This window comes from Nonomuraea sp. NPDC052116 (genome assembly GCF_040680035.1).
Taxonomy (GTDB): domain Bacteria; phylum Actinomycetota; class Actinomycetes; order Streptosporangiales; family Streptosporangiaceae; genus Nonomuraea; species Nonomuraea angiospora_A.
In genome coordinates this window covers 16,927-40,842 of sequence record NZ_JBFAWA010000037.1, presented here as the reverse complement: position 1 = coordinate 40,842, position 23,916 = coordinate 16,927, and the positions used below count along the sequence as shown (strand labels likewise).

The window sequence follows — 23,916 nt, the reverse complement described above, 5'->3', positions numbered from 1 at the left end:
AACGGCTACCGGTAGCGGGCGCGGCCCTCGCCCGGCACCACTTCCCCGAGCACCCAGGCGTCCAGCCCGCGTGCCCCCAGCACCCTGACGGCCTCGTCCGCCGAGTCGGCGGCCACGATGGCCGCCATCCCGACGCCGAGGTTGAACGTGCGGTCCATGTCCTTCTGGGCGATCTGCCCGTGCCCGGCGAGCACCCCGAAAACAGCGGGCGGCGTCCAGGAGGCCCGGTCCAGCACGGCGTCGAGATGGCTCGGCAGCGACCGCGACAGGTTGCCCTCGATGCCGCCGCCGGTGATGTGCGCGTAGGCGTGCACGTCGACGGTCCTGGCCAGCTCCAGGCAGTCGAGGGAGTAGATCCGGGTCGGCTCCAGCAGCTCCTCGCCCAGCGGCCGCCCCAGCTCGGGCAGGACGGCGTCGAGCGACAGGGAGGCCTCGCGGAGCACGTGGCGTACCAGGGAGTAGCCGTTGGAGTGGATCCCGGAGGACGCCAGCCCCAGCACCACGTCACCCGCCACGACCAGGGAGGACCCCAGCATGGCGGAGGCCTCGACGACGCCCGTCCCGGCGCCCGCCAGGTCGTACTCGTCCGGCCCCATGGCCCCGGGGTGCTCGGCCGTCTCGCCGCCCACCAGCGCGGCCCCGGCCAGGCGGCAGCCCTCGGCCACGCCGCCGACGATCTCGGCGACGCGCTCGGGCACCACCTTCCCGCAGGCGATGTAGTCGGTCATGAACAGCGGCTCGGCCCCGCACACCACCAGGTCGTCGAGGACCATGCCGACCAGGTCGATGCCGATGGTGTCGTGCTTGCCGTACCGCTGGGCGATCATGACCTTGGTGCCGACGCCGTCGGTGGAGGTGGCGAGCAGCGGCCGCTCGTAACGTAGGAGGGCCGAGGCGTCGAACAGCCCGGCGAACCCGCTGGCGTCGTCGACCACCTCGGGCCGCCGCGAGCGCGCCACCTTGCTCTTCATGAGATCGACGGCACGCTCGCCCGCCGCGATGTCGACGCCCGCGGCCTCATAACTGCTCACGCTTTGCTCTCCAACACGAACTTGCCCACGTTGTCCTGGTCGATGGGGATCGGGTAGGAGCCGTCGAAGCAGGCCCTGCACAGGCGGTCGGCGGGGATGGTGGTGGCCTTGGTCAGGCCCTCCAGGGAGATGTAGCCGAGCGAGTCGGCGCCGAGCGAGGCGCGGATCTCCTCGACCGACAGCGACCCGGCGATCAGCTCGGCCCTGGTGGCGAAGTCGATGCCGTAGAAGCACGGCCAGGCCACGGGCGGCGAGGAGATGCGTACGTGCACCTCCTTGGCCCCGGCCTCGCGCAGCATCTTGACGATGGCCCGCTGGGTGTTGCCGCGCACGATCGAGTCGTCCACGACCACCAGCCGCTTGCCCGCGACCACCTCGCGCAGCGGGTTGAGCTTCAGCCGGATGCCGAGCTGGCGGATGGTCTGCGAGGGCTGGATGAACGTGCGGCCCACGTAGGAGTTCTTGACCAGGCCCTGCCCGTAGGGGATCCCGCTCTCCTCGGCGTAGCCGACGGCCGCCGGGGTGCCGGACTCGGGTGTGGGGATGACCAGGTCGGCCTCCACCGGGTGCTCGCGGGCCAGCACGCGGCCCACCTCGACCCTGGTGACCTGGACGCCGCGCCCGGCGATGGTGGTGTCGGGGCGGGCGAGGTAGACGTACTCGAAGAGGCAGCCCTTGGGCTCGGCCAGCGCGAAGCGGCGCGACCTGACGCCGCGCTCGTCGATGGTCAGCAGCTCGCCCGGCTCGATCTCGCGGACGAACGTGGCGCCCACGATGTCGAGCGCGGCCGTCTCGGAGGCCACCACCCAGCCGCGCTCCAGCCGGCCCAGGACCAGCGGGCGGATGCCCTGCGGGTCGCGGGCCGCGTAGAGCGTCTTCTCGTCCATGAACACCAGCGAGTAGGCGCCCTTGACCTGCGGGAGCAGCTCCGCCGCCGAGTCCTCGATGGAACGGGTGCGGTCCTGCGCGAGCAGCGTGGTCAGGACCTCGGTGTCGGTCGTCGCGCGGGTGGAGCCCGGAGCCAGGCGCTCGGCCAGCTCCGGGGTGTTGATCAGGTTGCCGTTGTGGGCGAGCGCGAGGCCGCCGACGTCGGTGGAGCTCAGCGTGGGCTGCGCGTTCTCCCACACGCTCGATCCGGTGGTGGAGTAGCGGCAGTGGCCGATGGCCAGGTGGCCGCGCAGGGTGCTGAGCACCGACTCGTCGAAGACCTGGGCGACCAGGCCCATGTCCTTGTAGACGAGAATGCGGCTGCCCTCGCTGACCGCGATGCCCGCGGACTCCTGCCCGCGGTGCTGCAACGCGTACAGCCCGTAGTAGGTGAGTTTGGAAACTTCCTCGCCTGGAGCCCAGACGCCGAAGACGCCACAGGCGTCTTTAGGCGCGCGGTCATCGAGGTCCAGGTCATGGCCGAGCCGGCCGTCGCCCTTCAGCACATGCCTCAGTTTAGGTCGGCCGCTTCTGTGCTCGCACACTCGGGGGCGATATCAGGCGACGTGGCTGGATCTGCCCGCATTTGAACCGTCCCGGATGATCTCTCCGGTGAGGTTTCGGTTCGCCGCGGATCCGAGGAAGAGGATCAGCGCGGCCAGGTCATCCGCGGTGGACAGCCTGCGGGTGGGCGTGCGGGCCGCGATGGCGTCCAGCACCTCCTGCGACACCGGGCGCTCCCGCTCGGTCAGCGTGAGCCCGGCGACGGCCACGTTCACCAGGATGCCGTCCTTGCCGGCGTCCCAGGCCAGCGCGCGGGCCATGCCGTGCAGGGCCATCTTGGCGGTGCCGTACGCGCCCGGCCCCGGCAGCCCCTCCTCGCCCGCGCCCGACGAGACGAACACGATCCGCCCGAACCCCCTGTGCCGCATCCCCGGCAGCACGGCCTGCACGAGCAGGGCGTTGGCCACCACGTTGGCGTGCATGACCGCCGACCACTCGGCCGCGGGCACGCCCTCGAAAGGCACGCTGTTGGGCATGATGGTGCCCCAGCGGACGGCGTTGGCCACCAGGGCGTCCACCTCGCCCGCCTGGGCGACCGCGGGCGCGATGGTCGCGTGGTCCTCCAGGTCCAGGTGTACGGCCGCGGCCTGGCCGCCCTCCTCCTCGATCCGCTTGACGACCCCGGCCGCCCGGTCCGCGCCCGTGTTGTAGGTGATCGTGACGCGCGCCCCGGCCTTGGCGTACGCGAGCGCGGTGGCGGCGCCGATGCCCGACGAGCCACCTGTGATCAGTACGTGCATGGAGACGATCCCTTCTATTTAGCCGACTAATTAGCCAGCTAACTGGAGAGGCGGCCCTGGTCGCAAGGGGATTTCGCTGGGAGTGAAACGACTAATGGGTGATGGCGCGTACGAGCCGGGCCAGCAGGGTGCGCTCATCGGCGTCGAAGCCGCGCAGGAGCTCCTCGTCCAGCCGGTTCCAGATGTCCTCCACCGGCTGCTGCAGCGCCTTGCCCGCGTCCGTGAGGTAGACGCGGGTCACCCGCGCCCGGCCGGGGTCGGGCGCGCGGCGGACGAGCCCGGCGCGCTCCAGGCGCTGGAGGGTCTTGGTGACGGTGGGCGGCTCGACGCCGAGCCTGGTGATGAGCTCGCCCTGGCAGAGGCCGTCCTGCCGCCACAGCTGGTTGAGCAGCAGCTCCTGCCCGGCGTGCAGCCCGAGCGGGCCCAGCTCGGCGGCCAACTGGTTGCGGTGCGCCTTCATGACCTTGATCAGCGCGTACGTCAGGGTCTCCTCCAGCATGCACCCATCTTGCCCGCCGCCTGCGGTTTTGGCGCATGGTGACCCAAGTATCGGAAGCCTTTTACCGTGTCGCGTGGTTTAGCCGACCCCTTCCGCGAAAGGGTGAAGTATCCGGCAATTGAGCCGTCGGGGAGACGCATGACCACACCTGAGGACCCGAACGAGCCCCGCCCGGGCCAGGGCCCGCGCGAAGGCCGTCCGGAAGAGGAAGAGCCCGGCCGGCACGCGCCTGAGTGGTGGCGCGACGGCGAGCCGGAGGAGGAGCGGCGGGAGCCCGCCCAGGAGGGCGAGGAGCCGATCGCTCCCGTGCCGCCTGTGGTGCCCCCGCCCGACGTGCCGCCCACGCACGAGCCCAGGCCGGGCGGCGAGCCGACCCATCCCGACCTGCCCACCTCACCCGAGACCCCGCCGCCCACGGGAGGCGACGCCGAGCAGACCCAGGTCCTGCCACCGACGGAGGGCGACGCCGAGGCGACCCAGGCGTACCAGATCCCCGGGGCCACCCCGACCTACCCGGGCTGGGGTGTCGCCCAGGGGGAGCCACCGGCCAGGCCGGCGCCGTCCCGCTACGAACAGGACGACCAGCGGCCCTACCCGCCCCCGCCGCCGGACCAGGGGCCGCCCGCCGGCGGCACCCCGGGCGGGTACGCCGCCCCGCCACCGGGACAGGAGCCGACCGTCCCCGGCACGACGCCGTCCAGCCCGTACGGCGGCCCGCCCGGCTACGGCCCGCCGCCCTACGGCGTCCCCTACCAGCAGGCCCAGCCGGGCAGCGGTCTGGCCACGGCGTCGCTGGTGCTGGGCGTGGCCAGCCCCTTTCTGGTCTTCGTCTGCTTCACGGGCCTGATCACCGCCATCCTGTCGATCGTCTTCGGCTGCGTGGCGCTCGCCAAGCGCGTCGGCAAGGGCCGCGCGATCGCCGGCATCGTGATCAGCGGGCTCTCGCTGGTGCTCTTCGCGATCGTGGCGATCTGGTTCTGGCACGTGGTGCAGGAGTGCGCGCACCTGCCCAGCCCGCTCGTGGACAAGTGCGTCCAGGACAAGTTCCCCTGGATGAGCGGCACCCGCGGCTAGGAAGGCTGGAGCGGCAGATGATCTGACAGGTCCGCCCGCGACCCGCTGGCGGACACCAGGTTCTTCGCCATCGCCTCCGCCCAGGTGAGACGGCCCAGGGCCAGCTCCATCCAGGTGCGGCCGTCCATCTCGACCACGTTCGGCGGCGTGCCCCGGGTGTGGCGGGGGCCCTCGACGGCCTGGACGGCGGCGTACGGCGGCACGCGTACCTCCACGGTCCTGCCGGGCGCGGCGGTCGCCAGCCGGTCGAGCAGGTAGCGCACCGCCTGCCTGGCCGCGGCGCGCTCGGGCTCGAGCCCCCGGTCGTAGGCGGCCAGCACGGCGGCCACGAGCGCGTCGGGCAGTGACGACGCGGGACCGTCGTAGGCGGGCTCGTCGAGGGCGACGAGCTGGGCGTCGAGCGCCGCTCTCAGCTTCTCTTGATCCAGTTTGCGTGGTGGCACCCCACCATTGTCTCCCTGGCAGCGTTCATCGAGATGGAGGTCATCGTTCACCTCCGGTTTTGACAGCGGCCGTAGCCTCCCCGCCGTACAACCGCGCACAAATATGGAGGATCTGTGGCGAACCGGAACGCGGGCGGGCGGCTGCTGCCGCTGATTTCCACCCCGCACAAGGGCGGTCGCTCCGCGATGACGTGTCAGTTCCGCTGCGGGAACGCGTGCGCGCATGACGTGGCGAACACCAGTGGCAACGCTTATTTCGGCGATGTGGTCAAGGAGGCGCTGTCGCGCCGCGGCGTGCTGCGCGCCGGTGCGCTCGGCGCCCTCGTGGCGGGCGCGGGGATCGCGGGGGCCGTGCCGGCCATGGCCGACGACCCCGAGGCGCAGGCCGCTGAGCTCGCCCGGGGCGGGCATTCCGGCGACCTCCGGTTCACCCCGGTCGCGCCGAACAAGGACGACAAGCTGACCATCCCCGATGGCTACCGCTCGTCCGTGGTCGTGCGCTGGGGCGACCCCGTGCTGCCCGACGCCCCCGCTTTCGACTTCAACAACCAGAGCGCCGACGCGCAGGCCAAGCAGTTCGGCTACAACTGCGACTACGTCACGCTCCTGCCGATGGGCCGTGACCGCGCCCTGCTGTGGGTGAACCACGAGTACACCAACGAGGCCCTGATGTTCCGCGGTTACACCGGCGGCGCCGCCGCGACCGAGGAGCAGATCAAGATCGCGCTGGCCGCGCACGGCGGCTCGGTCGTGGAGATCGAGCGGGCCGGCGCGGGCGAGTGGAAACTGGTCACCAAGGGCCGCCGCCGCTACAACCGCCGCATCACCGCCCAGACCAAGATGAAGTTCTCCGGCCCCGCGGCCGGCAGCGACCTGCTCAAGACGGCCGCCGACCCCGAGGGGCGCACCCCCGTCGGCATGCTGAACAACTGCTCGGGCGGCACCACCCCCTGGGGCACCGTGCTGACCGCCGAGGAGAACTTCGACCAGTACTTCGTCAACGGCGACAAGGTGCCCGCGGCGCAGAAGCCGTACATCACCCGCTACACCATCACCACCGGCACCCCGTCGGGCAGCCGCCGGTTCGACCGGGTGGAGGAGCGCTTCGACCTGGCCAAGCACCCGCAGGAGGCCAACCGGTTCGGCTGGATCGTGGAGATCGACCCGTTCGACCCCGACTCCACGCCGATCAAGCGGACCGCGCTCGGGCGCTTCAAGCACGAGGCCGCCAACACCACGCTGGCCCGCGACGGCCGCCTGGTCGTGTACATGGGTGACGACTCGCGCTCCGAGTACATCTACAAGTTCGTCTCCAAGAACCGCTACATCCCCGGCTTCGACCGGCACAACCGGACGCTGCTGGACGAGGGCACCCTGTACGTGGCCAAGTTCACCGGCGACAGCCCCGCCTCCGAGATCGACGGGAGCGGCAAGCTGCCCTCCGACGGCGAGTTCGACGGCTCGGGCGAGTGGATCCCGCTGGTCTCGGGCGACAAGTCGTACGTGGACGGCATGACCGCCGTCGAGGTCCTGGTCTACACCCGTCTGGCCGCCGACAAGGTGGGCGCGACCAAGATGGACCGCCCGGAGGACATGGAGCGCAACCCGGTCACCGGCGCCGTGTACGTGGCGCTCACCAACAACACCAACCGCACCGCGGCCCAGGTGGACGAGGCCAACCCGCGCCCCTCGAACAAGCACGGCCACGTCCTGGAGATCGTGGAGCGGCGCGACGACGCGGGCGAGAAGACGTTCGCGTGGTCGCTCCCGCTGGTCTGCGGCGACCCGAACGACCCCAACACCTACTTCGCCGGCTACGACAAGACCAAGGTCTCGCCGATCTCGTGCCCGGACAACGTGGCGTTCGACCGTGACGGCAACCTGTGGATCTCCACGGACGGCAACCAGCTCGGCAGCAACGACGGCATGTTCGTGATGCCCGTGCGCGGCAAGGAGCGCGGACACCTGCGCCAGTTCCTCACCGTCCCGTTCGGCGCGGAGACCTGCGGCCCGCTGGTGACCACGGACCAGCGCAGCGTCTTCGTCGCGGTGCAGCACCCCGGCGAGACCGACGGCGCGAACCCCGACAACCCCAGCAGCCACTGGCCCGACGGCGACCAGCCGCGTCCGTCGGTCGCGGTGGTCTGGCACGGCCAGGGCAAGAAGATCGGCGCTTGACCTCAAGTTAACTTGAGGCAATACCGTTCCATGCCATGAGCATGGAGATGACCGCCTGGCACCAGCTGTACTCGATGAACAACCAGAAGGAGCGTCGCCCTGTCTCCAGGGCGACGCTCCGGCGTATCGGCGGGTTCGCGCGCCCGCACCGGCGGAAATTGACGCTGTTCCTGGTGCTCAGCGTGGTGATGGCGGGCCTGGCGGTGGGGTCCCCGCTGCTCGCGGGCCGGGTGGTGGACGCCATCTTCAACAGCGAGCCGCTCGACGTGGTCGTGGTGGTGTCACTCGCGATCGCGGGCCTGGCCCTCGCGGAGGCGGGGCTCGGGCTGCTCAACCGGTGGTTGTCGGCGGGCCTGGGCGAGGATCTGATCCTCGACCTGCGTACGGCCGTCTTCGACCACGTGCAGAAGATGCCCGTCGCGTTCTTCATGAGGACGCGCACCGGCGCGCTGGTCAGCCGCCTGAACAACGACGTGATCGGGGCGCAGCGGGCGTTCACCGACACCCTGTCCGGCGTGGCGGGCAACGTCGTGACGCTCGTGCTGACGCTCATCGCCATGATCGGCATCTCCTGGCAGATCACGCTGCTCGCGCTCCTGCTGCTCCCGGTCTTCGTGCTGCCCGCCCGGCGGATGGGCTCCCGGATCGCCAGGCTGCGGCGCGAGGCGGCCGACCACAACGCGGCCATGGGCACGCAGATGACCGAGCGCTTCTCGGCGCCCGGCGCGACGCTGGTCAAGCTGTTCGGCCGGCCCGCGCACGAATCGGCCGAGTTCGCCCACCGGGCCAGGCGGGTGCGTGACATCGGCGTGCGCTCCGCCATGACCCAGTCGGCCTTCGTCACCGCGCTGACGCTGGTCTCGGCGCTGGCACTGGCGCTCGTGTACGGCCTCGGCGGCTTCTACGCCCTGCGCGACCAACTCGCGCCCGGCGCGCTCGTGTCGATGGCCATGCTGCTCACCCGCCTCTACGCGCCCCTGACCGCGCTCGCCAGCGCCCGCGTGGACGTCATGAGCGCGGTCGTCAGCTTCGAGCGCGTCTTCGAGGTGCTCGACCTCGAACCGCTCATCAAGGAGAAGCCCGACGCCCGCGAGGTCCCGGAGGGCCCGGTCTCCGTCGAGTTCGACGACGTCCGCTTCGCCTACCCCTCGGCCGACAAGGTCTCGCTCGCCTCGCTGGAGGAGGTCGCCACGCTCGACTCGCGCGGCGGCGTCGAGGTGCTGCACGGCGTCTCGTTCCGGGCCGAGCCCGGCCAGATGGTGGCGCTGGTCGGCTCGTCCGGCGCGGGCAAGTCCACGATCGCCCAGCTCCTGCCCAGGCTGTACGACGTCGACTCCGGCGCCGTCCGGCTCGGCGGCGTGGACGTACGCGACCTGACCGCCGACTCGCTCCGCGACACGCTCGGCATGGTCACCCAGGACGGCCACCTGTTCCACGACACGATCAGGGCGAACCTGCTGCTGGCCAGGCCTGAGGCGAGCGAGGACGACATCTGGGACGCCCTCACCAGGGCCAGGCTGGCCACCCTGATCGAGTCGCTGCCCGACGGGCTCGACACGGTCGTGGGGGAGCGCGGCTACCGCCTGTCGGGCGGCGAGCGCCAGCGGCTGACGATCGCCCGGCTGCTGCTGGCCAGGCCCCGGGTGGTCATCCTGGACGAGGCCACGGCGGCGCTCGACTCCACCTCCGAGGCGGCCGTGCAGGCGGCGCTCGGGGAGGCGCTCGAAGGCAGGACCGCCGTGGTGATCGCCCACCGGCTCTCCACGATCCGCGCCGCCGACCTCATCCTGGTGATCGAGGACGGGCTCGTGGTCGAGCGGGGCACGCACGCCGACCTGCTCGCCGCCGAGGGCCGCTACGAGGAGCTCTACCGCACTCAGTTCGACGAGCCGACGGTGGCCATGGCCTGAGGCCGTGTTCATGGCCTCACTTCGTGAGGCTGGCTCGGTCGCCCTCGATGCCGTCGCCTTCCCCCGCTCTGGTCGCTTCGCTCCCGCCGCTCCTCCAGGCGACGGCGCTCCCTCGCCGCGAGGCCCGCAGCGAGTAGAGGGCGACCGGGATCGCCGCCAGCACCACGACGGCCGCGATGACCAGCGTGAACTGGTACGCGTCCAGGAAGGCGAGCAGCGGCGCCCGGTCGCTGCCGCTCTGCCTGGCGCTCAGGATCGCCCCCAGCACGGTGATGCCGAGCAGCCCGAACACCTCGCGTGAGACGTTCAGGACGCCCGAGGCCACGCCCGACCGGCCCCGGGGCATGCCGCCGAGGATCGCGGCCGTCAGGGGCACGAGCATGCCGCCGCCCAGCCCGTACAGCAGGAACCAGGGGGCCACGTCGGCGTAGTCGGCGTCGGCGCCCACGCCGGAGAGCAGGTAGATCGCCGTGCCCATGAGCGCCATCCCCAGCGCCACCGTGCGGCCGATGCCGATGCGCGCGCTGATCCGCTGCGACAGGATCGCGATCACGGCCATGACCAGGGCCATCGGCACGAACGACGCGCCCGCCTGGGTGGGGGAGAAGCCGAGCACGTTCTGCAGCCACAGGGCGCTGAAGAAGTAGATCCCGAACACGCCGAACGACCAGATGCCGCTGGTGAGCAGCCCGCCGCTGAACACCCTGGACCTGAAGAGCGAGATCGCGATCATCGGCTCCGCGGCCCGCGCCTCGACCAGCACGAACGCCACGGCCGCCGCCGCGAACACGCCGAACGCGGCCAGGATCTCCGGCGAGGTCCACCCGGCGCTCTCACCCTCGATGAGCGCATATGTCAGAGCGAACAGGGCGAGGGCGGAGGTGGCCAGCCCGGGCAGGTCGATCCGGTGCCGCACGCGGGTGAACGCGGGCCTGACCGCCCACATCCCCAGGCCGAACGTCACCACGCCGATCGGCACGTTGATCAGGTAGATCCAGCCCCAGTGCAGGTTCTGGCTGATGAAGCCGCCCGTGATCGGCCCGAGCGCCATGGAGAGCGCCCCCGCGGCGCTCCAGATGCCCACGGCCCTGCCGCGCTCGCCGGGGTCGGGGAAGATCTGGCTGATCAGCGTGAGCGCGGTGGGCGTGAGCAGCGCCGCCCCCACCCCCTGCACGGCCCGCGCGGCGATCAGCGCCGCGCCGGACGTGGCCAGCCCGGCCGCCAGCGAGGCCAGCGTGAAGACTGCCAGCCCGCCGAGGAACACCCTGCGGGCCCCGAACACGTCCGCCAGCCGGCCGCCGACCAGCATCAGCCCGGCGAAGACCAGGATGTACGAGCTCACGATCCATTCGAGACCCGAGATCGTCAGCCCGAGCTCCCGCTGGATCGTCGGCAACGCGACATTGCCGACGTTGTTATCCAAGTAAGTCATGAATGTGCCCAAGGTCACCGCGACCAACGCCCACCACCGCACGGACATCTCCTCCTATACGTCGTACTTGTACGCCGTATAGTTCAACTTGTACGGCGTATAGTTGTCAACCGTGATGGGAAAACTGACCGCCCAGGCGATCGCGGAGCGGGCGCTGGAGATCGGTGACGCCGAAGGGCTCGACACCGTGACGATCCGGCGCCTGGCCACGGACCTGGGCGTGACCCCGATGGCCCTCTACTGGCACTACAAGAACAAGGACCAGCTGCTCGTCGGCATGGCCGACCACCTGATCGGCGGCTTCGCGCCGAAGCAGGCCGACGAACGCCCGTGGCAGGAGCAGTTCCGCGACCTGATCGAGGGGCTGATCAGGACGCTGCGCGCGCATCCCTGCGCCAAGAGCGTGATCGAGCAGATCGACCCCATCGAGGTGCCGAACTTCCTGGCCGTCTGGGACCAGGCGCTCGGCCTGGCCCGCAGCGCCGGGTTCGGCGTCGACGAGAGCTGCCTGATCAGCAAATATCTGCTGCAGAGCGCCATCGCCATCGCCGACGCCCCCGTGCACGTCAAGACCGTCAGCCCGGACGCGGTCAGGACCAAGCTGGCGGGCCTGCGGTCGCTGCCCGAGGAGACGTACCCGCACCTGGTCGAGATGGCCTCACCGCTGGTCAAGGGGACGGAGAAGGGGCTGTACGACACGTTCGGCGTCGATCTCGTGCTCAGCGGCATAGAGGCGCTCGCGCCCAAAGGTTAGAGTCTCGATCATGCCTTTCGAGCTGATCTGCGAGATCGAACCTCCCACCAAGCCCGATCTGAAGCACGTCAGGCACCAGATCGGCACCATGAGCAAGATCGCCCACTCGTTCCTCATCCCCGACAACCACATCGGGCGCGCGACGGTGTCGAGCGTGGCGGTGGCGCACGAGGTCGAGGCCATGGGCGGGCGGGGCATCGCCTGCCTCAACTCCCGCGACCGCAACCTGCTGGGCTTCCGCCGCGACCTGCTCACGGCGGCGGCCTACGGGGTGGACCAGTTCCTGTTCGTCTACGGCGACAAGCCCACGAGCGGCAACCGGACCAGCGACCTCACCGTGCGCTCGATGATCGAGGAGGCCCGGGAGTTCTCGCCGGGCATGCGGCTGGGCGCGGCGGCCTCGATGCGCTCGCTGCCCGCGTGGAAGCGCGCGGCCGACTTCCTGTTCCTGCAGGTCGGCTTCTCGCTGGAGGCGCAGCTGCGCTGGCGCGAGACCCACCCGGTGGACGTGCCGGTCTACGCGGGCGTCATGGTCCTGGCCAGCGAGCGCCACGCCAGGATGCTGGCCGCCGCCATCCCCGACATCGACCTGCCGGAGGACCTGATCGCGAAGGTGGCCGCGGACCGCATGGCCGGCGTGGAGGCGGCCTGCGAGCAGGTGCTCGCCCTGCGCGACTCGGGCGCCTTCGACGGCGTCCACCTCATCCCGGTCTCCCGCTACCGCGACGTGGAGTCCAGGCTCGCCACCGCCCTCTGAGGACGCGCCAGGGCCGCGAGCAGCGCACCGGTGAGGGCCACGGCGAACAGCGCGGCGTACGCGCGCTGGAAGCCGTCCATGAGCTGTCCCACCGCCACCGGTGACAGCCTGGACAGCGTGCCCGCGTACACCTGGGCCCGCAGCCCGGGCCCCACGGAGGCGGTCAGGACGCTGAGCGACAGGCCGACGCTGATCACGATGCCGACGTTCATGATCATGACGCGGAACCCGTTGACCACGCCCAGGCTGCCGGTCGGCAGCGCCCGCATGACCTGGGTGGTGTTGCCGGTCAGGAACGTTCCGCTGCCGCAGCCGGCCACGAACAGGCCGATCCCGATCACCCAGTACGGCGTGGCGGGATCGGCGGTCAGCATCAGCGTCCCGAGCCCGACAGCGCTGAGCACCGCCCCGCCGATGGACAGCGCGTACGGCGACACCCGCCGCCCCAGCAGGCCCACGATCGGCGAGGCCAGCCCGATCCCGACGGGCACCGGCAGCACGCTCAGCCCCGCCGTGAACGCGTCCACCCCCCTGGCCGCCTGGAAGTACAGCGCCACCACCAGGATCAGCGCCGAGCGGGCCAGGGCGTTGCAGAACGAGGCCAGATTCGCGTAGGCCAGCAGCCGCCCGCCGAAGAGCCGCAGGTCCAGCACCGGGTTCGAGGAGCGCCGCTCGGCCAGCGCGATCAGCGGCAGCAGCACCAGGAAGATCGCCGCACCCGTCAGCACCACGGGGCTGGTCAGCCCGGCCGAGCCCGTCTCCGACAGCGCCAGCAGCACCGCCGTCAGCGCCGCGAACACCAGCACGTTGCCCAGCGCGTCCACGGGCTCCTTCGGCCGCCTGGGCATCCTGCGCAGGATCACCGCTCCCACGGTCAGCGCGGCCAGCCCGGCGGGCACGTTCACCCAGAAGATCCACTGCCAGCCCGCGGTCTCCGCGATCAGCCCGCCCAGCGTGGGCCCGGCCAGCTGCGCCACCGACAGCGTGCCGATGTAGACGCCCATGCCCTGGCTCAGCCGGTCCGGCGGGAACGCGTCCGTGATGATCACCGTGCCGTTCGCCAGGATCATCGCCGCCCCGACCGCCTGCAGCACCCGCATCGCGATCAGGAACCACACGCTCGGCGACAGCCCGGCCAGCAGCGAGGCCACCGTGAAGATCGCGAACCCCGTCAGGTAGACCTCCCGCCTGCCCAGCAGGTCCGCCACCCGGCCGAAGAAGACCAGGCTCGCGGTGTTCACCAGCAGGAACGCCAGGAGGATCCACCCCGACTCCAGGGCGCTGGCGTGGAAGTGCCGCACGACCGTCGGGAGCGCGACGTTGAGCGTGCTGCCGGCGATGCCGATGAGGACCAGCCCCAGGCTGGTGACCGCGCAGACCTGCCAGGCGTAGCGTAAGCGGCTGGCGTCGTGAGGAATGACCGCGACCATGCCCTCCACTATGACGTACGGCGTACGTACCGGATCTGGCGGGCGGGATCTAGCGGGCCCTCTTGCGCAGGCCGTCGAGGTCGTGGATGACCACGCGCCGCCGCCCGGTCTCGATGAGCCCCCGGTCGCGCAGCGTGCGCAGCGCCTTGCTGACCGCCTCGCGGGAGGCGCCCGTCCAGCCGGCCAGCTCGTCCTGCGACAGGGGCAGCGCCACGCGTACCCCGCTGTTGGTCTTCTCGCCGTAGCGGTCGGCGAGTTCCAGCAGGCGTGTCGCGACCCGGCCCGTGGTGTCGAACGCGCCGTACTCGATGCGCTTCCTGTCCGCGTCCCGCAGCCTGCCGGTGACGAGCTGCATGAGCAGCACGGCGATGCGCCCGTGGGACTCCAGGAACGACGAGAAGTCCCGCACCACGATGCCCGAGATCGGCTCCAGCGCGGTCACCGTGGCCGAGCGGGGCGATCCGTCGATGGCCGACATCTCCCCGAGCAGCGCGCCGGGGCCGCGCACGGCCAGCACCACCTCGGTGCCGGCGCTCGTGTGCGACGAGCACTTGACCCGGCCATCCGTCAGCACGAGGACCCAGTCGGACGTGTCGCCCTCGTTGATCACGGTCGTGCCGCGATCCCAGCGTCGCGGGCGACCGGCCGCGCGCAGGGCCGCGACCTCCTCCTCGGTGAGCATGGACAGAAACTCGCCGGACTCTGGCTCCATGCGCCCGATTATGGCGGTACGGGAGTCACCCTTCTATTGCAAATCAGTCAGAACATACGCATTGACGAGCTCTTCCTTGCCCTTGAGGTTGAGCGGGCCCAGAGGGTTCACCGACGCGCCACGTCCCAGTTGCCGGAGCGTCGTCTCGCCGATGACGACCGTGCCCGGCTCGGCGATGCCCTCGAGCCTGGCGGCCACGTTCACGCAGTCGCCCATCGCGTTGAAGCCGCGCAGCTCCGGGCTGCCGATGTTGCCGACCAGCGCGGGGCCGGTGTTGACGCCCACCCTGAACGTCGGCCACGGGACGTCGTCCACCCGCTTCCACGCCATCTCCTCGGCCACCTCGGCGGCGGCCCGCTGCATCTCCAGCGCGGCCTTGCAGGCGGCCCGCGCGTGGCCCGCCTGGGCGGCGGGCGCGTTGAACAGGGCCAGCAGCGCGTCGCCGACGAACTGCACGATCGTGCCGCCGTTGTTGAGGATGCAGGGGACGGCGGCCGTGTGGTAGCGGTTGAGCATCTCGACGATCTCGCCCGGCGTGACCTTCTCGGAGAACGTCGTGAAGCCCTTGAGGTCGGCGAAGAGCGCGGTCAGCTCCTTCAGCTCGCCGCCCAGCGCGGCCTGCGCCGGGTCGGCCAGCAGGGCGTTGGCCACGTCGGGCGACATGTACTGCCGGAAGAGCGTGTCGAGCTCCTGGTAGAGGCGGGCGTTCTCCAGGGAGATCGACAGCTGCCCGGCCAGCGTGGCGGCCAGCGCCTCGTCCTGCTGGGTGCGCCCGATGGGCACCTCCAGCACGCCCGCCAGGTGGCCCTTGACCGTCAGGGGGAAGGCCAGCAGGTTGTCGCGCCTGATGGGCTCGTTGTCGGCGAACTCGTACTCGCGCGAGCCGATCTCCGTCCTGCCCTCCGCGACCAGGCCGATCTTCACGTCGCCGTACGCCTGCCGCACCCGGTCCAGGGCCGTGGCCAGGAGCTGCTCCTCGGGCAGGCCCACCCGGGTCTGGGCGCTCACGGCCACCATGGCGGACAGCCGCCCGGACAGCTCGCGCTCGTTGGCCAGCGCCTCGCCCGCCCGGTCGAGCACCGCGACCTGGCTCTCGTTCAGCCGGAACTTGCCCGACAGCCGGGCCGCGGCCAGCGGTTCGCCCCGCCGTACGTGCTCGACCAGCTCCTCAAGGGCCTTGTCGTAGTCCTGCTGGATGCGCCGCACGGTCGCCGCCAGCGTCACCGAGTCGAACAGGCCCGCGCTCGACCCCTCCCGCCTGAACTGCAGGTAGGCGCTGTAGGCCACGAAGACGAAGGCCAGCGTGAGCAGCAGGTGCCACTCCCACCAGGACAGATGCCAGTTGAGCTGCGACATCCCGGCGACCATGGCCTCTGCCAGCAGCGCGTACGCCGTGATCAGGCTGATCAGCATGGCCGACGGGCGCTTGCGGTGCAGCAGGAACATCATCACGCTCGCGGCGCCGTACAGCAGGACGCCGGGGATCGACGCCCAGGCCAGCCAGTCGACCGGGGACGCCGGCGGCGGCTCGCTGAGCCGCGTCAGCCCCGGGACCAGCGACGTGACGCCCCAGATGAGCATGAAACTGAACAGCACCGCGCGGATGAAGTGCTGGGCGTCCAGGACCTTCCTGGCCGCCGCGTCGCCCAGCGGCAGCGCCGAGGCGAACGCGAACGCCGCCGCGACGGAGAGCCCCACCTGCTGGCCCACGTCGAAGCCCAGCGAGCCGATCGGCAGGATGATCTGCGGCGTGGCCAGGCCGTGCATGAAGAAGAAGCCGGCACTGCTCAGGAAGACCATGGACACGAGGAACAGCCGGGCGTCCTGGCGGCGCCGCGACGCCTCGCTGATCATCACTCCGAGGACCACGTTGATCCCGGCCACCGTGATGATCATCCAGAAGTGGCTGAGGTTGTGGTGCCACATGACGTTGACCTGGGGCTGGGCCAGCAGCAGCCAGAGCCCCAGCAGTGGCAGCACCAGGTGGATCCCCCAGACCACGCCGCGTACGGGCTGGGTGGCCGGAGGCAGGTAGGGGGTTGACACAGACCCGATTATCCACCGGCGATCGACCTCGCCAATGCGTCGTTTTACTCACCGCTGTCTCCAAATCCTGTCAATCTGGTCAGTAACCCTCCGTTTCGTGATGAATACGTTATGTAGTCCTTGCCATCTCTTGGAACGATTGAAACGTGAATCTCATGGACAACATGAGCATCACTTGTTCGGAAGGACAGCCGTGGCTAACAAGGTTCGCGGTGGGCGCACGCTCACCCTCGCCGCCGTGGGGGCGCTGGCCGCCTCGCTCCTCACCGTCGGTGGCGTCGCCACCGCATCGTCGGCCGCCGGCGAGGTGCACGCCTGCGTGCACAAGAAGACGCGGTACGCCCGCATCGTCAACCCCGACACGAAGTGCCGGAAGACGGAGGAGCGGATCCTGATCGGCGGCGCCTCCCAGACGACCGTCCAGCAGGGACAGCAGGGGGCGCAGGGCGCGAAGGGAGAGACCGGCCCGGCCGGCCCTCAGGGGCCGAAGGGCGCGGACGGCAAGAACGGCCTGCCCGGCAAGGACGGCAAGGACGGTCAGGACGGCAAGGACGGTCAGGACGGCAAGAACGGTCTGCCCGGTCAGGACGGTAAGGACGGCCTGCCCGGCAAGAACGGCCAGGACGGTAAGGATGGCCTGCCCGGCAAGAACGGCCAGGATGGCAAGAACGGCAAGGACGGTCTGCCTGGCAGGAACGGCCACGACGGCGAGGACGGCAAGGACGGCCTCCCCGGCAAGCCGGGCGAGAGGGGCCCCCAGGGTCCGGCGGGTCCGCAGGGCCCGCAGGGTCCGAAGGGTGACTCCGGCGACGGCGCGAGCTACACCTCCTACACCAAGACCGCGTCCCTGAACTCGACCGGCTCCGCGACCGCCAGCTGCGACAAGGGCGGCATGATGACCGGCGGCGGGTTCTCGTTCGAGGCCCTCAAGAACGCCATCGTCATGAGCAGCGCGCCCAGCGGCACCACCGGCTGGACGGTGAGCGTGGCCAAGGACGACAACGGCAGCAACACCTACTCGTCCACCACCGCCACCGACCAGAAGACGACCACCAGCAGCGGCAACCACGGCACCAGCGTCAGCGGCACCGTCTACGTCGTCTGCCTGGGCCAGAAGAAGGCCTAACACGCGAAGAAGGGCCGGTACGGGCACCCCGTACCGGCCCTTCGGAAGACCGTCAGCCGAACAGCGCGGGCAGCGCCGCCGAGTGCGTCTCCCGCAGCTCCTCGACCGGCACCTCGAACACGCCCTCGACCACCAGCGAAGCGCCTCCGGTCGTGCCGAGCCCGTAGCAGGGCACCTCGTGCCGCCCGCACAGCGACGCGAACTCCTCGTAGGCCTCCGGCCGCACCGTGACCAGCGCCCGCGCGGCCGACTCGCTGAACAGGTCGGTGAAGGCGTCCCCGCTCAGCGCCACCGAGGCCCCGACGCCCCGAGCCAGGCACGACTCCGCCAGCGCGACGGCCAGCCCGCCGTCCGACAGGTCGTGCGAGCCCTCCAACAGCCCCCTCTTGGCGGCCTCCACCAGCACGGTCGCCAGCGCCTGCTCGGCGTGCAGGTCGGCCCGGGGCGGCAGCCCGCCCAGGTGGCGGTGCGCGACGTGCGCCCACTCCGAGCCGCCGAACTCCTCGTGCGTGTCGCCGAGCAGCACGACCTTCAGCCCCTCGGCGGTGAACCCGGACGGCACCCGCTTGGCCACGTCCTCGATGACGCCCAGCACGCCCACGACCGGCGTGGGGTGGATGGCCGTCGAGCCCGTCTGGTTGTAGAAGGAGACGTTCCCGCCGGTCACCGGCACGCCCAGGATGCGGCACGCGTCGGCCAGGCCGCGCACGGCCTCGGCGAACTGCCACATGACCTCGGGGTCCTCGGGCGAGCCGAAGTTGAGGCAGTTGGTCACGGCGAGCGGCTTGGCGCCGGTCACGGCCACGTTCCGGTACGCCTCGGCCAGCGCCAGCTGCGCCCCCGCGTACGGGTCGAGCTTGGCGTAACGGCCGTTGCCGTCGGTGGACAGCGCGATGCCCCGGGTCGTCGGCTCCGCGCCGGCGATGACCTCCGAGATCCGCAGCATCCCCGCGTCCGCCGGCTGGGCCAGCACGGTGTTGGAGCGGACATAGCGGTCGTACTGGGAGGTCACCCACTCCTTGGAGGCCAGGTTGGGCGAGCCGAGCAGCTGGAACAGCGTGGCCCGCAGGTCCGCGGGCCGCTCCAGCCGGTCGGGCGTGTCGGCGTTGAGCGCGGCCTGCCCGGACGGCTCGTGGTACGGGCGCTCGTAGACGGGCCCGTCGTCGGCCGCCGTGCCCGGCGGGATGTCCACGATGACCTCGCCGTCCCAGGTCATGACCAGGCGGCCGGTGTCGGTGACCTCGCCGATGACGGTGGCGGGGACGTCCCACTTGTCGCAGATCGCCATGAAGGCCGCGATGTCGTCGGGCCGGACCACGGCCATCATCCGCTCCTGCGACTCGCTCATGAGGATCTCCTCGGGCCTGAGCGAGGGGTCGCGGAGCGGGACGAGGTTGAGGTCGACGTGCATGCCACCGGTGCCCTTGGCGGCCAGCTCGGTCGTCGCGCACGACACCCCGGCCGCGCCGAGGTCCTGGATGCCGACGACCACGTCGGCCGCGTACAGCTCCAGGCAGCACTCGATGAGCAGCTTCTCCATGAACGGGTCGCCCACCTGCACGGCGGGCCGCTTGGCGTGCGACTCGTCCTCGAAGGTCGCCGACGCGAGCACGGAGGCGCCGCCGATGCCGTCGGGGCCGGTGGACGCGCCGAACAGCACGACCTTGTTGCCCGGGCCGGGCGCGGTGGCCAGCTTGATCTGGTCCTTGCGGAGCAGGCCCACGCACAGGGCGTTGACCAGCGGGTTGCCGATGTAGCAGGGGTCGAAGACGACCTCGCCGCCGATGTTGGGCAGGCCCAGGCAGTTTCCGTAGTGGCTGATGCCCTCGACCACGCCGGGCAGGACCCGGCGGGTGTCCACGGCGTCCGCGCCGCCGAAGCGCAGCGCGTCCATCACCGCGATCGGGCGCGCGCCCATCGACATGATGTCGCGGACGATCCCGCCGACGCCGGTGGCCGCGCCCTGGTGCGGCTCGACGTAGGACGGGTGGTTGTGCGACTCGATCTTGAACGTGGCCGCCCAGCCGTCGCCGATCTCCACCACGCCGGCGTTCTCACCCATGCCCACGAGCAGCGCGTCGGACTTGGGCGCTTTGGTGGCGAACTGCTTGAGATGCACCTTGGACGACTTGTACGAGCAGTGCTCGGACCACATGACGCTGTAGATGGCCAGCTCGGAGCCGGTGGGACGGCGACCCAGGATGTCCTTGACCCGGTCGTACTCGTCCTGCTTCATCCCCAGCTCGGCGAAGGGCATCGGCTCGTCGGGCGTCTCTCCGGCCCGCTTCACGCTGTCCGTCATACGTTCACCAGCTTCTTCAGGATGGAGGTGAAGAACCCGAGGCCGTCGGTGCTGGGCGCGCCGACCAGGTCCTCGACCGCGTGCTCGGGGTGCGGCATGAGGCCGACCACGTTGCCCGCCTCGTTACGGATGCCCGCGATGTCGTTGAGCGAGCCGTTGGGGTTGCCGCCGACGTAGCGCACGACCACGTGGCCGCCCGACTCCAGCGCGGCCAGGGTGTCCTCGGAGGCCACGTAGCGGCCTTCCCCGTGCTTGACGGGCAGCACGATCTCCTGGCCGGACTCGAAGGAGCTGGTCCAGGGGGTGGCCGTCTGCTCGATCCGGACCCGCTGGTCACGGCAGACGTAGTGGAGCGAGGCGTTGCGGGTCAGCGCGCCGGGCAGCAGATGGGCCTCGCAGAGGATCTGGAACCCGTTGCAGGTGCCGATCACGGGCAGCCCCGCCCTGGCGGCCGGGACGAGCTCGTCCATCAGCGGCGCGAACCGGGAGATGGCGCCGCAGCGCAGGTAGTCGCCGTAGGAGAAGCCGCCGGGCAGGAAGACGGCGTCGACCCCCTTCAGGTCGTGGTCGGCGTGCCACAGCGGCACCGCCTCCGCGCCCACGAGGCGTACGGCCCTGGCGGCGTCCTGGTCGTCGAGAGTTCCTGGAAACGTGACTACGCCCACACGGGCAGCGCTCATGACAGTCGTCCCCTCCGAGGAAATGCGCGCGCACGCGCCACCGTCTCTTCGGGTGGACGGCGGTCTGCGGCGGTGTCTTCAGATTATCGGGTGCTGCCGGGTGGTCCACATCGGCTCGTGCGTCGGGCGAAGGCGCAGGTCAGACTGCCGCCAGCTCGCGGGGACGGGCGTCGGCCGAGTCGTCCCAGGCGAGGTGCTTGCGCAGGTGGACCGTGGTGCCACGGCCGGGTGTGATGCCGAAGGAGATCTCGTCCACCACGGAGCGCATGATCAGCAGACCACGGCCGTTCTCCGTGTCGGGTGGAGGGAAGTGCGGCGGCATCGTCGGCAGGCCATCGCCGTTGTCCGCGATGCGCACGTCGCAGCGGCCGTAGCCGATCGCCGCGCTCACTTCGTAGCGGTTGGCAGGACCCCCGTGCCGCACCGCGTTGGAGCACGCCTCGGAGACGGCGAGGAGCATGTCCGCGATGCACGTCTCACTCACGTTGAGTGAACGCATGGCATCGCCCAGCACTCGCCTGACCATCGGAATGCCGATCGCATCCCGAGGCAGTGCCAACGAGAACTCAATATCCACCGGACTCCTCCGGGCGCCAGACCATCACCTGGAGTAGGTTTCCCTGTGAAAACGGGGCTAACCGCAAAATCACGTTGTTGTTATTTAGTGTTGGCACGCCCGTGGCATTGTGCCGCCTCCGAACCCCGCTTTAACCGGCCAGGGGGGAATCCGGGCGGCAAATCTCCCCTAATCCTCAACCCGGACGCTGTAGTCCTCGATCACCGTGTTGGCGAGCAGGGTCTCGGCCATCTTGCGGATCTCCTCGAGCGCCGCCTCGTCGGCCGGGCCGTCGAGCTCGACCTCGAAGCGCTTGCCCTGACGCACGGCCGAGACGCCGGAGAAGCCGAGCCTGGGCAGGGCCCTGGCGATCGCCTGGCCCTGCGGGTCGAGGATCTCGGGCTTCAACATGACGTCCACGATGACGCGGGCCACTGCGTTCCTCCTGGATGCGGTGGGTGACTGGGAAGCACAGCCTACCGGCGCGTGTGGCTGTCGACACAACGGGAACGGGGAGGGCATGGGGCTTGCGCGCAGGGCTGTGACGTCTGCCACGATGTCCCCAAACGCGTACGAACCACCACCAGATGGTTCATCGCATGGAAGGCGGGCCTCAAGGTGGCAACCCCATCGAAGACCTGCCCTGACGACCGCAACAGGAGTGGCACGTGACAGTCGACGCCTCTCGTGGTGCCTCTGACGCACCTCCGGAGCTAGTCCAGTTGCTCACCCCCGAGGGCGAGCGGGTTGAGCACCCCGACTACGACATCGACCTGACCGATGAGGAGGTCCGGTCGCTCTACCGCGACCTGGTCCTCGTACGGCGCATCGACCTGGAGGCCGTGGCGCTGCAACGCCAGGGCGAGCTGGGCATCTGGGCCTCGCTGCTGGGCCAGGAGGCGGCCCAGATCGGCTCGGGCCGCGCATTGACCGACTCCGACATGGCCTTCCCCACCTACCGCGAGCACGGCGTGGCCTGGTGCCGCGACGTCGACCCGGTGAAGCTGCTGGGCCTGTTCAGAGGCGTGAACCACGGCGGCTGGGACCCCAAGGAGCACAACTTCCACCTGTACACGATCGTGATCGGCAGCCAGACCCTCCACGCGGTCGGCTACGCGATGGGCATCCAGCGCGACGACGCCAGCGCCGCCACGATCGTCTACTTCGGCGACGGCGCCACCTCGCAGGGCGACGTGAACGAGTCGTTCATCTGGGCCAGCGTGTTCAACGCGCCGATCGTGTTCTTCTGCCAGAACAACCAGTGGGCCATCTCCGAGCCCCTGGAGAAGCAGACCCGCATCCCCCTCTACCGGCGCGCCTCCGGCTTCGGTTTCCCGGGGATCAGGGTGGACGGCAACGACGTGTTCGCCTGCCTGGCCGTGACCAGGAAGGCGCTGGAGGCCGCCCGCACCGGTCAGGGGCCGACGCTCATCGAGGCGTTCACGTACCGGATGGGCGCCCACACCACCACCGACGACCCGACGCGCTACCGCGTGGCCAGCGAGCTGGAGGCGTGGAAGCTCAAGGACCCGATCGAGCGGGTCAGGTCGTACCTGTTCAAGAACGAGCACGCCGACCCGTCGTTCTTCGACTCCGTCGACGCCGAGGCCGACCAGCTCGGGGCCGACCTGCGCAGGCGCTGCCTGGCCATGCCCGACCCCCAGCCGCTCGACATCTTCGACCACGTCTACCGCGAGCCCCACACCCTGATGGACCAGGAGCGCGCCCAGTACGCGGCCTACTTGGAGGGGTTCGCCAAATGACGGTCATGAGCCTGTCCAAGGCGCTCAACGAGGGCATGCGCAAGGCCATGGAGGACGACTCCAAGGTCCTCATCATGGGCGAGGACGTCGGCAAGCTGGGCGGCGTCTTCCGGGTCACCGACGGCCTGCAGAAGGACTTCGGCGAGGACCGCGTCATCGACACGCCGCTGGCCGAGTCGGGCATCATCGGCACCGCGATCGGGCTGGCGCTGCGGGGCTACCGGCCGGTGTGCGAGATCCAGTTCGACGGGTTCGTCTTCCCGGCCGCCGACCAGATCATCACGCAGCTCGCCAAGATGCCGATGCGCTCGCTGGGCGCGATCAAGCTCCCGGTCGTCGTACGCATCCCGTGCGGCGGCGGCATCGGCGCGGTCGAGCACCACAGCGAGTCGCCCGAGGCGTACTTCACCCACACGGCCGGCCTGCGCGTCGTGTCCTGCTCCAACCCGGCGGACGCGTACACCATGATCCAGCAGGCCATCCGCAGCGACGATCCGGTGATCTTCTTCGAGCCCAAGCGGCGCTACTGGGAGAAGGCCGACATCGACACCGGCTCCACCGACTGGTGGCCGCCGCTGCACGCCGCCCGGGTCGTGCGGCCCGGGTCCGACGTCACGCTGCTGGCCTACGGCCCCATGGTCAAGACGTGCCTGGAGGCCGCCACGGCCGCCGAGGAAGACGGCCGTTCGCTGGAGGTGATCGACCTGCGCTCGCTCAACCCGCTGGACGAGCCGGCCGTGATGGACTCCGCGCGCCGTACCGGGCGGGTGGTGGTCGTCCACGAGGCCCCCGTCAACAGCGGCTTCGGGGCCGAGCTGGCGGCCAGGATCACGGAGCAGTGCTTCTACCACCTGGAGTCGCCGGTGCTCAGGGTCGGCGGCTTCTCCACCCCCTACCCGCCGTCGAAGCTGGAGGAACACTACCTGCCCGACCTGGACCGGGTGCTCGACGCCGTCGACCGGGCCTTCGGGTACTGAGGGGGGTGGGGTTCT

At 70.5% G+C, this 23,916-nt stretch carries 21 protein-coding genes; 8 read left to right on the top strand and 13 right to left on the bottom strand.

The window, feature by feature from the left end; all coding sequences use genetic code 11:
* Positions 1-5 precede the first annotated feature (5 nt).
* The 4 genes from purM to AB0L65_RS48555 form a co-directional block, all read right to left on the bottom strand.
* Positions 6-1,031, bottom strand: a complete 1,026-nt coding sequence (gene purM / locus AB0L65_RS48570) for a phosphoribosylformylglycinamidine cyclo-ligase (protein ID WP_364261100.1) — start codon at positions 1,029-1,031, stop codon at positions 6-8.
* On the bottom strand, positions 1,028-2,464 hold the full coding sequence (gene purF / locus AB0L65_RS48565) for an amidophosphoribosyltransferase (RefSeq protein ID WP_364261097.1): 1,437 nt from the start codon (positions 2,462-2,464) through the stop codon (positions 1,028-1,030). The genes purM and purF overlap by 4 nt, the downstream gene beginning before the upstream one ends.
* Positions 2,465-2,515: 51 nt before the next feature.
* Positions 2,516-3,262 carry an SDR family NAD(P)-dependent oxidoreductase gene (locus AB0L65_RS48560; protein ID WP_364261094.1) on the bottom strand — a complete coding sequence of 249 codons (747 nt, stop codon included), beginning with the start codon at positions 3,260-3,262 and terminating at the stop codon, positions 2,516-2,518.
* 91 nt (positions 3,263-3,353) lie between these two features.
* Positions 3,354-3,761, bottom strand: coding sequence for a MarR family transcriptional regulator (locus tag AB0L65_RS48555; RefSeq protein ID WP_364261091.1), 408 nt, complete (start codon positions 3,759-3,761; stop codon positions 3,354-3,356).
* A 138-nt stretch (positions 3,762-3,899) separates the two neighbouring features.
* Here AB0L65_RS48555 and AB0L65_RS48550 point away from each other — a divergent pair, with 138 nt between their 5' ends.
* A complete protein-coding gene (locus tag AB0L65_RS48550) occupies positions 3,900-4,835 on the top strand; it encodes a DUF4190 domain-containing protein (protein ID WP_364261088.1) in 936 nt (311 codons plus the stop codon).
* Here the strand turns inward: AB0L65_RS48550 and AB0L65_RS48545 are convergent.
* Positions 4,832-5,278 (bottom strand): sterol carrier family protein, encoded by a 447-nt coding sequence (locus tag AB0L65_RS48545; RefSeq protein WP_364261086.1) that lies wholly within the window; start codon positions 5,276-5,278, stop codon positions 4,832-4,834. The two genes, AB0L65_RS48550 and AB0L65_RS48545, sit on opposite strands and share 4 nt — an antisense overlap.
* A gap of 114 nt (positions 5,279-5,392) precedes the next feature.
* On the opposite strand from AB0L65_RS48545, the gene AB0L65_RS48540 reads away from it, so the two are divergent.
* Both AB0L65_RS48540 and AB0L65_RS48535 read left to right on the top strand, forming a co-directional pair.
* Entirely contained in the window at positions 5,393-7,456 is a 2,064-nt protein-coding gene (locus AB0L65_RS48540; protein ID WP_364261083.1) for a PhoX family phosphatase, read from the top strand.
* Positions 7,457-7,491: 35 nt separating this feature from the next.
* Positions 7,492-9,366, top strand: coding sequence for an ABC transporter ATP-binding protein (locus AB0L65_RS48535; protein ID WP_364261080.1), 1,875 nt, complete (start codon positions 7,492-7,494; stop codon positions 9,364-9,366).
* A gap of 16 nt (positions 9,367-9,382) precedes the next feature.
* Here AB0L65_RS48535 and AB0L65_RS48530 read toward each other — a convergent pair whose 3' ends face one another.
* Positions 9,383-10,846: a DHA2 family efflux MFS transporter permease subunit gene (locus AB0L65_RS48530; protein ID WP_364261077.1), complete on the bottom strand. Its 1,464-nt coding sequence runs from the start codon at positions 10,844-10,846 to the stop codon at positions 9,383-9,385.
* 67 nt (positions 10,847-10,913) lie between these two features.
* On the opposite strand from AB0L65_RS48530, the gene AB0L65_RS48525 reads away from it, so the two are divergent.
* On the top strand, positions 10,914-11,552 hold the full coding sequence (locus AB0L65_RS48525; protein ID WP_364261370.1) for a TetR family transcriptional regulator: 639 nt from the start codon (positions 10,914-10,916) through the stop codon (positions 11,550-11,552).
* A 10-nt stretch (positions 11,553-11,562) separates the two neighbouring features.
* Positions 11,563-12,309 carry a methylenetetrahydrofolate reductase gene (locus AB0L65_RS48520; RefSeq protein WP_355207745.1) on the top strand — a complete coding sequence of 249 codons (747 nt, stop codon included), beginning with the start codon at positions 11,563-11,565 and terminating at the stop codon, positions 12,307-12,309.
* On the opposite strand, the gene AB0L65_RS48515 is transcribed toward AB0L65_RS48520, so the two are convergent.
* Genes AB0L65_RS48515 through AB0L65_RS48505 form a run of 3 tightly spaced genes read right to left on the bottom strand, consistent with a single transcriptional unit; the run spans position 12,270 to position 16,497 of the window.
* Complete coding sequence (locus AB0L65_RS48515) at positions 12,270-13,739, bottom strand: MFS transporter (protein WP_364261074.1); 1,470 nt, start codon at positions 13,737-13,739, stop codon at positions 12,270-12,272. The two genes, AB0L65_RS48520 and AB0L65_RS48515, sit on opposite strands and share 40 nt — an antisense overlap.
* 49 nt (positions 13,740-13,788) lie before the next feature.
* A complete protein-coding gene (locus AB0L65_RS48510; protein ID WP_364261071.1) occupies positions 13,789-14,451 on the bottom strand; it encodes a Crp/Fnr family transcriptional regulator in 663 nt (220 codons plus the stop codon).
* A gap of 33 nt (positions 14,452-14,484) precedes the next feature.
* Complete coding sequence (locus AB0L65_RS48505) at positions 14,485-16,497, bottom strand: adenylate/guanylate cyclase domain-containing protein (RefSeq protein ID WP_364261068.1); 2,013 nt, start codon at positions 16,495-16,497, stop codon at positions 14,485-14,487.
* A 193-nt stretch (positions 16,498-16,690) separates the two neighbouring features.
* On the opposite strand from AB0L65_RS48505, the gene AB0L65_RS48500 reads away from it, so the two are divergent.
* The gene (locus AB0L65_RS48500; protein ID WP_364261065.1) at positions 16,691-17,623 is read left to right on the top strand and encodes a hypothetical protein; all 933 of its coding nucleotides are present in this window, start codon (positions 16,691-16,693) and stop codon (positions 17,621-17,623) included.
* Between the two features lie 52 nt (positions 17,624-17,675).
* On the opposite strand, the gene purL is transcribed toward AB0L65_RS48500, so the two are convergent.
* The 4 genes from purL to purS form a co-directional block, all read right to left on the bottom strand.
* Positions 17,676-19,925 carry a phosphoribosylformylglycinamidine synthase subunit PurL gene (purL, locus tag AB0L65_RS48495; RefSeq protein ID WP_364261063.1) on the bottom strand — a complete coding sequence of 750 codons (2,250 nt, stop codon included), beginning with the start codon at positions 19,923-19,925 and terminating at the stop codon, positions 17,676-17,678.
* Positions 19,922-20,605, bottom strand: coding sequence for a phosphoribosylformylglycinamidine synthase subunit PurQ (purQ, locus tag AB0L65_RS48490; protein ID WP_364261060.1), 684 nt, complete (start codon positions 20,603-20,605; stop codon positions 19,922-19,924). Before purQ ends, purL begins: the two co-directional genes overlap by 4 nt.
* Before the next feature lie 139 nt (positions 20,606-20,744).
* Entirely contained in the window at positions 20,745-21,131 is a 387-nt protein-coding gene (locus AB0L65_RS48485) for an ATP-binding protein (protein WP_350737367.1), read from the bottom strand.
* 219 nt (positions 21,132-21,350) lie between these two features.
* Complete coding sequence (purS, locus tag AB0L65_RS48480; protein ID WP_350737364.1) at positions 21,351-21,596, bottom strand: phosphoribosylformylglycinamidine synthase subunit PurS; 246 nt, start codon at positions 21,594-21,596, stop codon at positions 21,351-21,353.
* 233 nt (positions 21,597-21,829) lie between these two features.
* On the opposite strand from purS, the gene pdhA reads away from it, so the two are divergent.
* Complete coding sequence (gene pdhA, locus AB0L65_RS48475) at positions 21,830-22,924, top strand: pyruvate dehydrogenase (acetyl-transferring) E1 component subunit alpha (RefSeq protein WP_364261057.1); 1,095 nt, start codon at positions 21,830-21,832, stop codon at positions 22,922-22,924.
* Positions 22,921-23,901 carry an alpha-ketoacid dehydrogenase subunit beta gene (locus AB0L65_RS48470; protein WP_355207764.1) on the top strand — a complete coding sequence of 327 codons (981 nt, stop codon included), beginning with the start codon at positions 22,921-22,923 and terminating at the stop codon, positions 23,899-23,901. The genes pdhA and AB0L65_RS48470 overlap by 4 nt, the downstream gene beginning before the upstream one ends.
* The last annotated feature ends 15 nt before the right edge of the window (positions 23,902-23,916 follow it).

Bases quoted from the DNA above. Each gene is read 5' to 3' on its own strand.
- AB0L65_RS48535 (WP_364261080.1), top strand. From the start codon at position 7,492: ATGAGCATGGAGATGACCGCCTGGCACCAGCTGTACTCGATGAACAAC.
- AB0L65_RS48485 (WP_350737367.1), bottom strand. From the start codon at position 21,131: ATGGTCAGGCGAGTGCTGGGCGATGCCATGCGTTCACTCAACGTGAGT.
- AB0L65_RS48555 (WP_364261091.1), bottom strand. From the start codon at position 3,761: ATGCTGGAGGAGACCCTGACGTACGCGCTGATCAAGGTCATGAAGGCG.
- purL (WP_364261063.1), bottom strand. From the start codon at position 19,925: ATGACGGACAGCGTGAAGCGGGCCGGAGAGACGCCCGACGAGCCGATG.
- AB0L65_RS48530 (WP_364261077.1), bottom strand. From the start codon at position 10,846: ATGTCCGTGCGGTGGTGGGCGTTGGTCGCGGTGACCTTGGGCACATTC.
- purQ (WP_364261060.1), bottom strand. From the start codon at position 20,605: ATGAGCGCTGCCCGTGTGGGCGTAGTCACGTTTCCAGGAACTCTCGAC.
- AB0L65_RS48510 (WP_364261071.1), bottom strand. From the start codon at position 14,451: ATGGAGCCAGAGTCCGGCGAGTTTCTGTCCATGCTCACCGAGGAGGAG.
- AB0L65_RS48470 (WP_355207764.1), top strand. From the start codon at position 22,921: ATGACGGTCATGAGCCTGTCCAAGGCGCTCAACGAGGGCATGCGCAAG.
- AB0L65_RS48515 (WP_364261074.1), bottom strand. From the start codon at position 13,739: ATGGTCGCGGTCATTCCTCACGACGCCAGCCGCTTACGCTACGCCTGG.
- AB0L65_RS48525 (WP_364261370.1), top strand. From the start codon at position 10,914: ATGGGAAAACTGACCGCCCAGGCGATCGCGGAGCGGGCGCTGGAGATC.
- AB0L65_RS48550 (WP_364261088.1), top strand. From the start codon at position 3,900: ATGACCACACCTGAGGACCCGAACGAGCCCCGCCCGGGCCAGGGCCCG.
- AB0L65_RS48520 (WP_355207745.1), top strand. From the start codon at position 11,563: ATGCCTTTCGAGCTGATCTGCGAGATCGAACCTCCCACCAAGCCCGAT.
- AB0L65_RS48560 (WP_364261094.1), bottom strand. From the start codon at position 3,262: ATGCACGTACTGATCACAGGTGGCTCGTCGGGCATCGGCGCCGCCACC.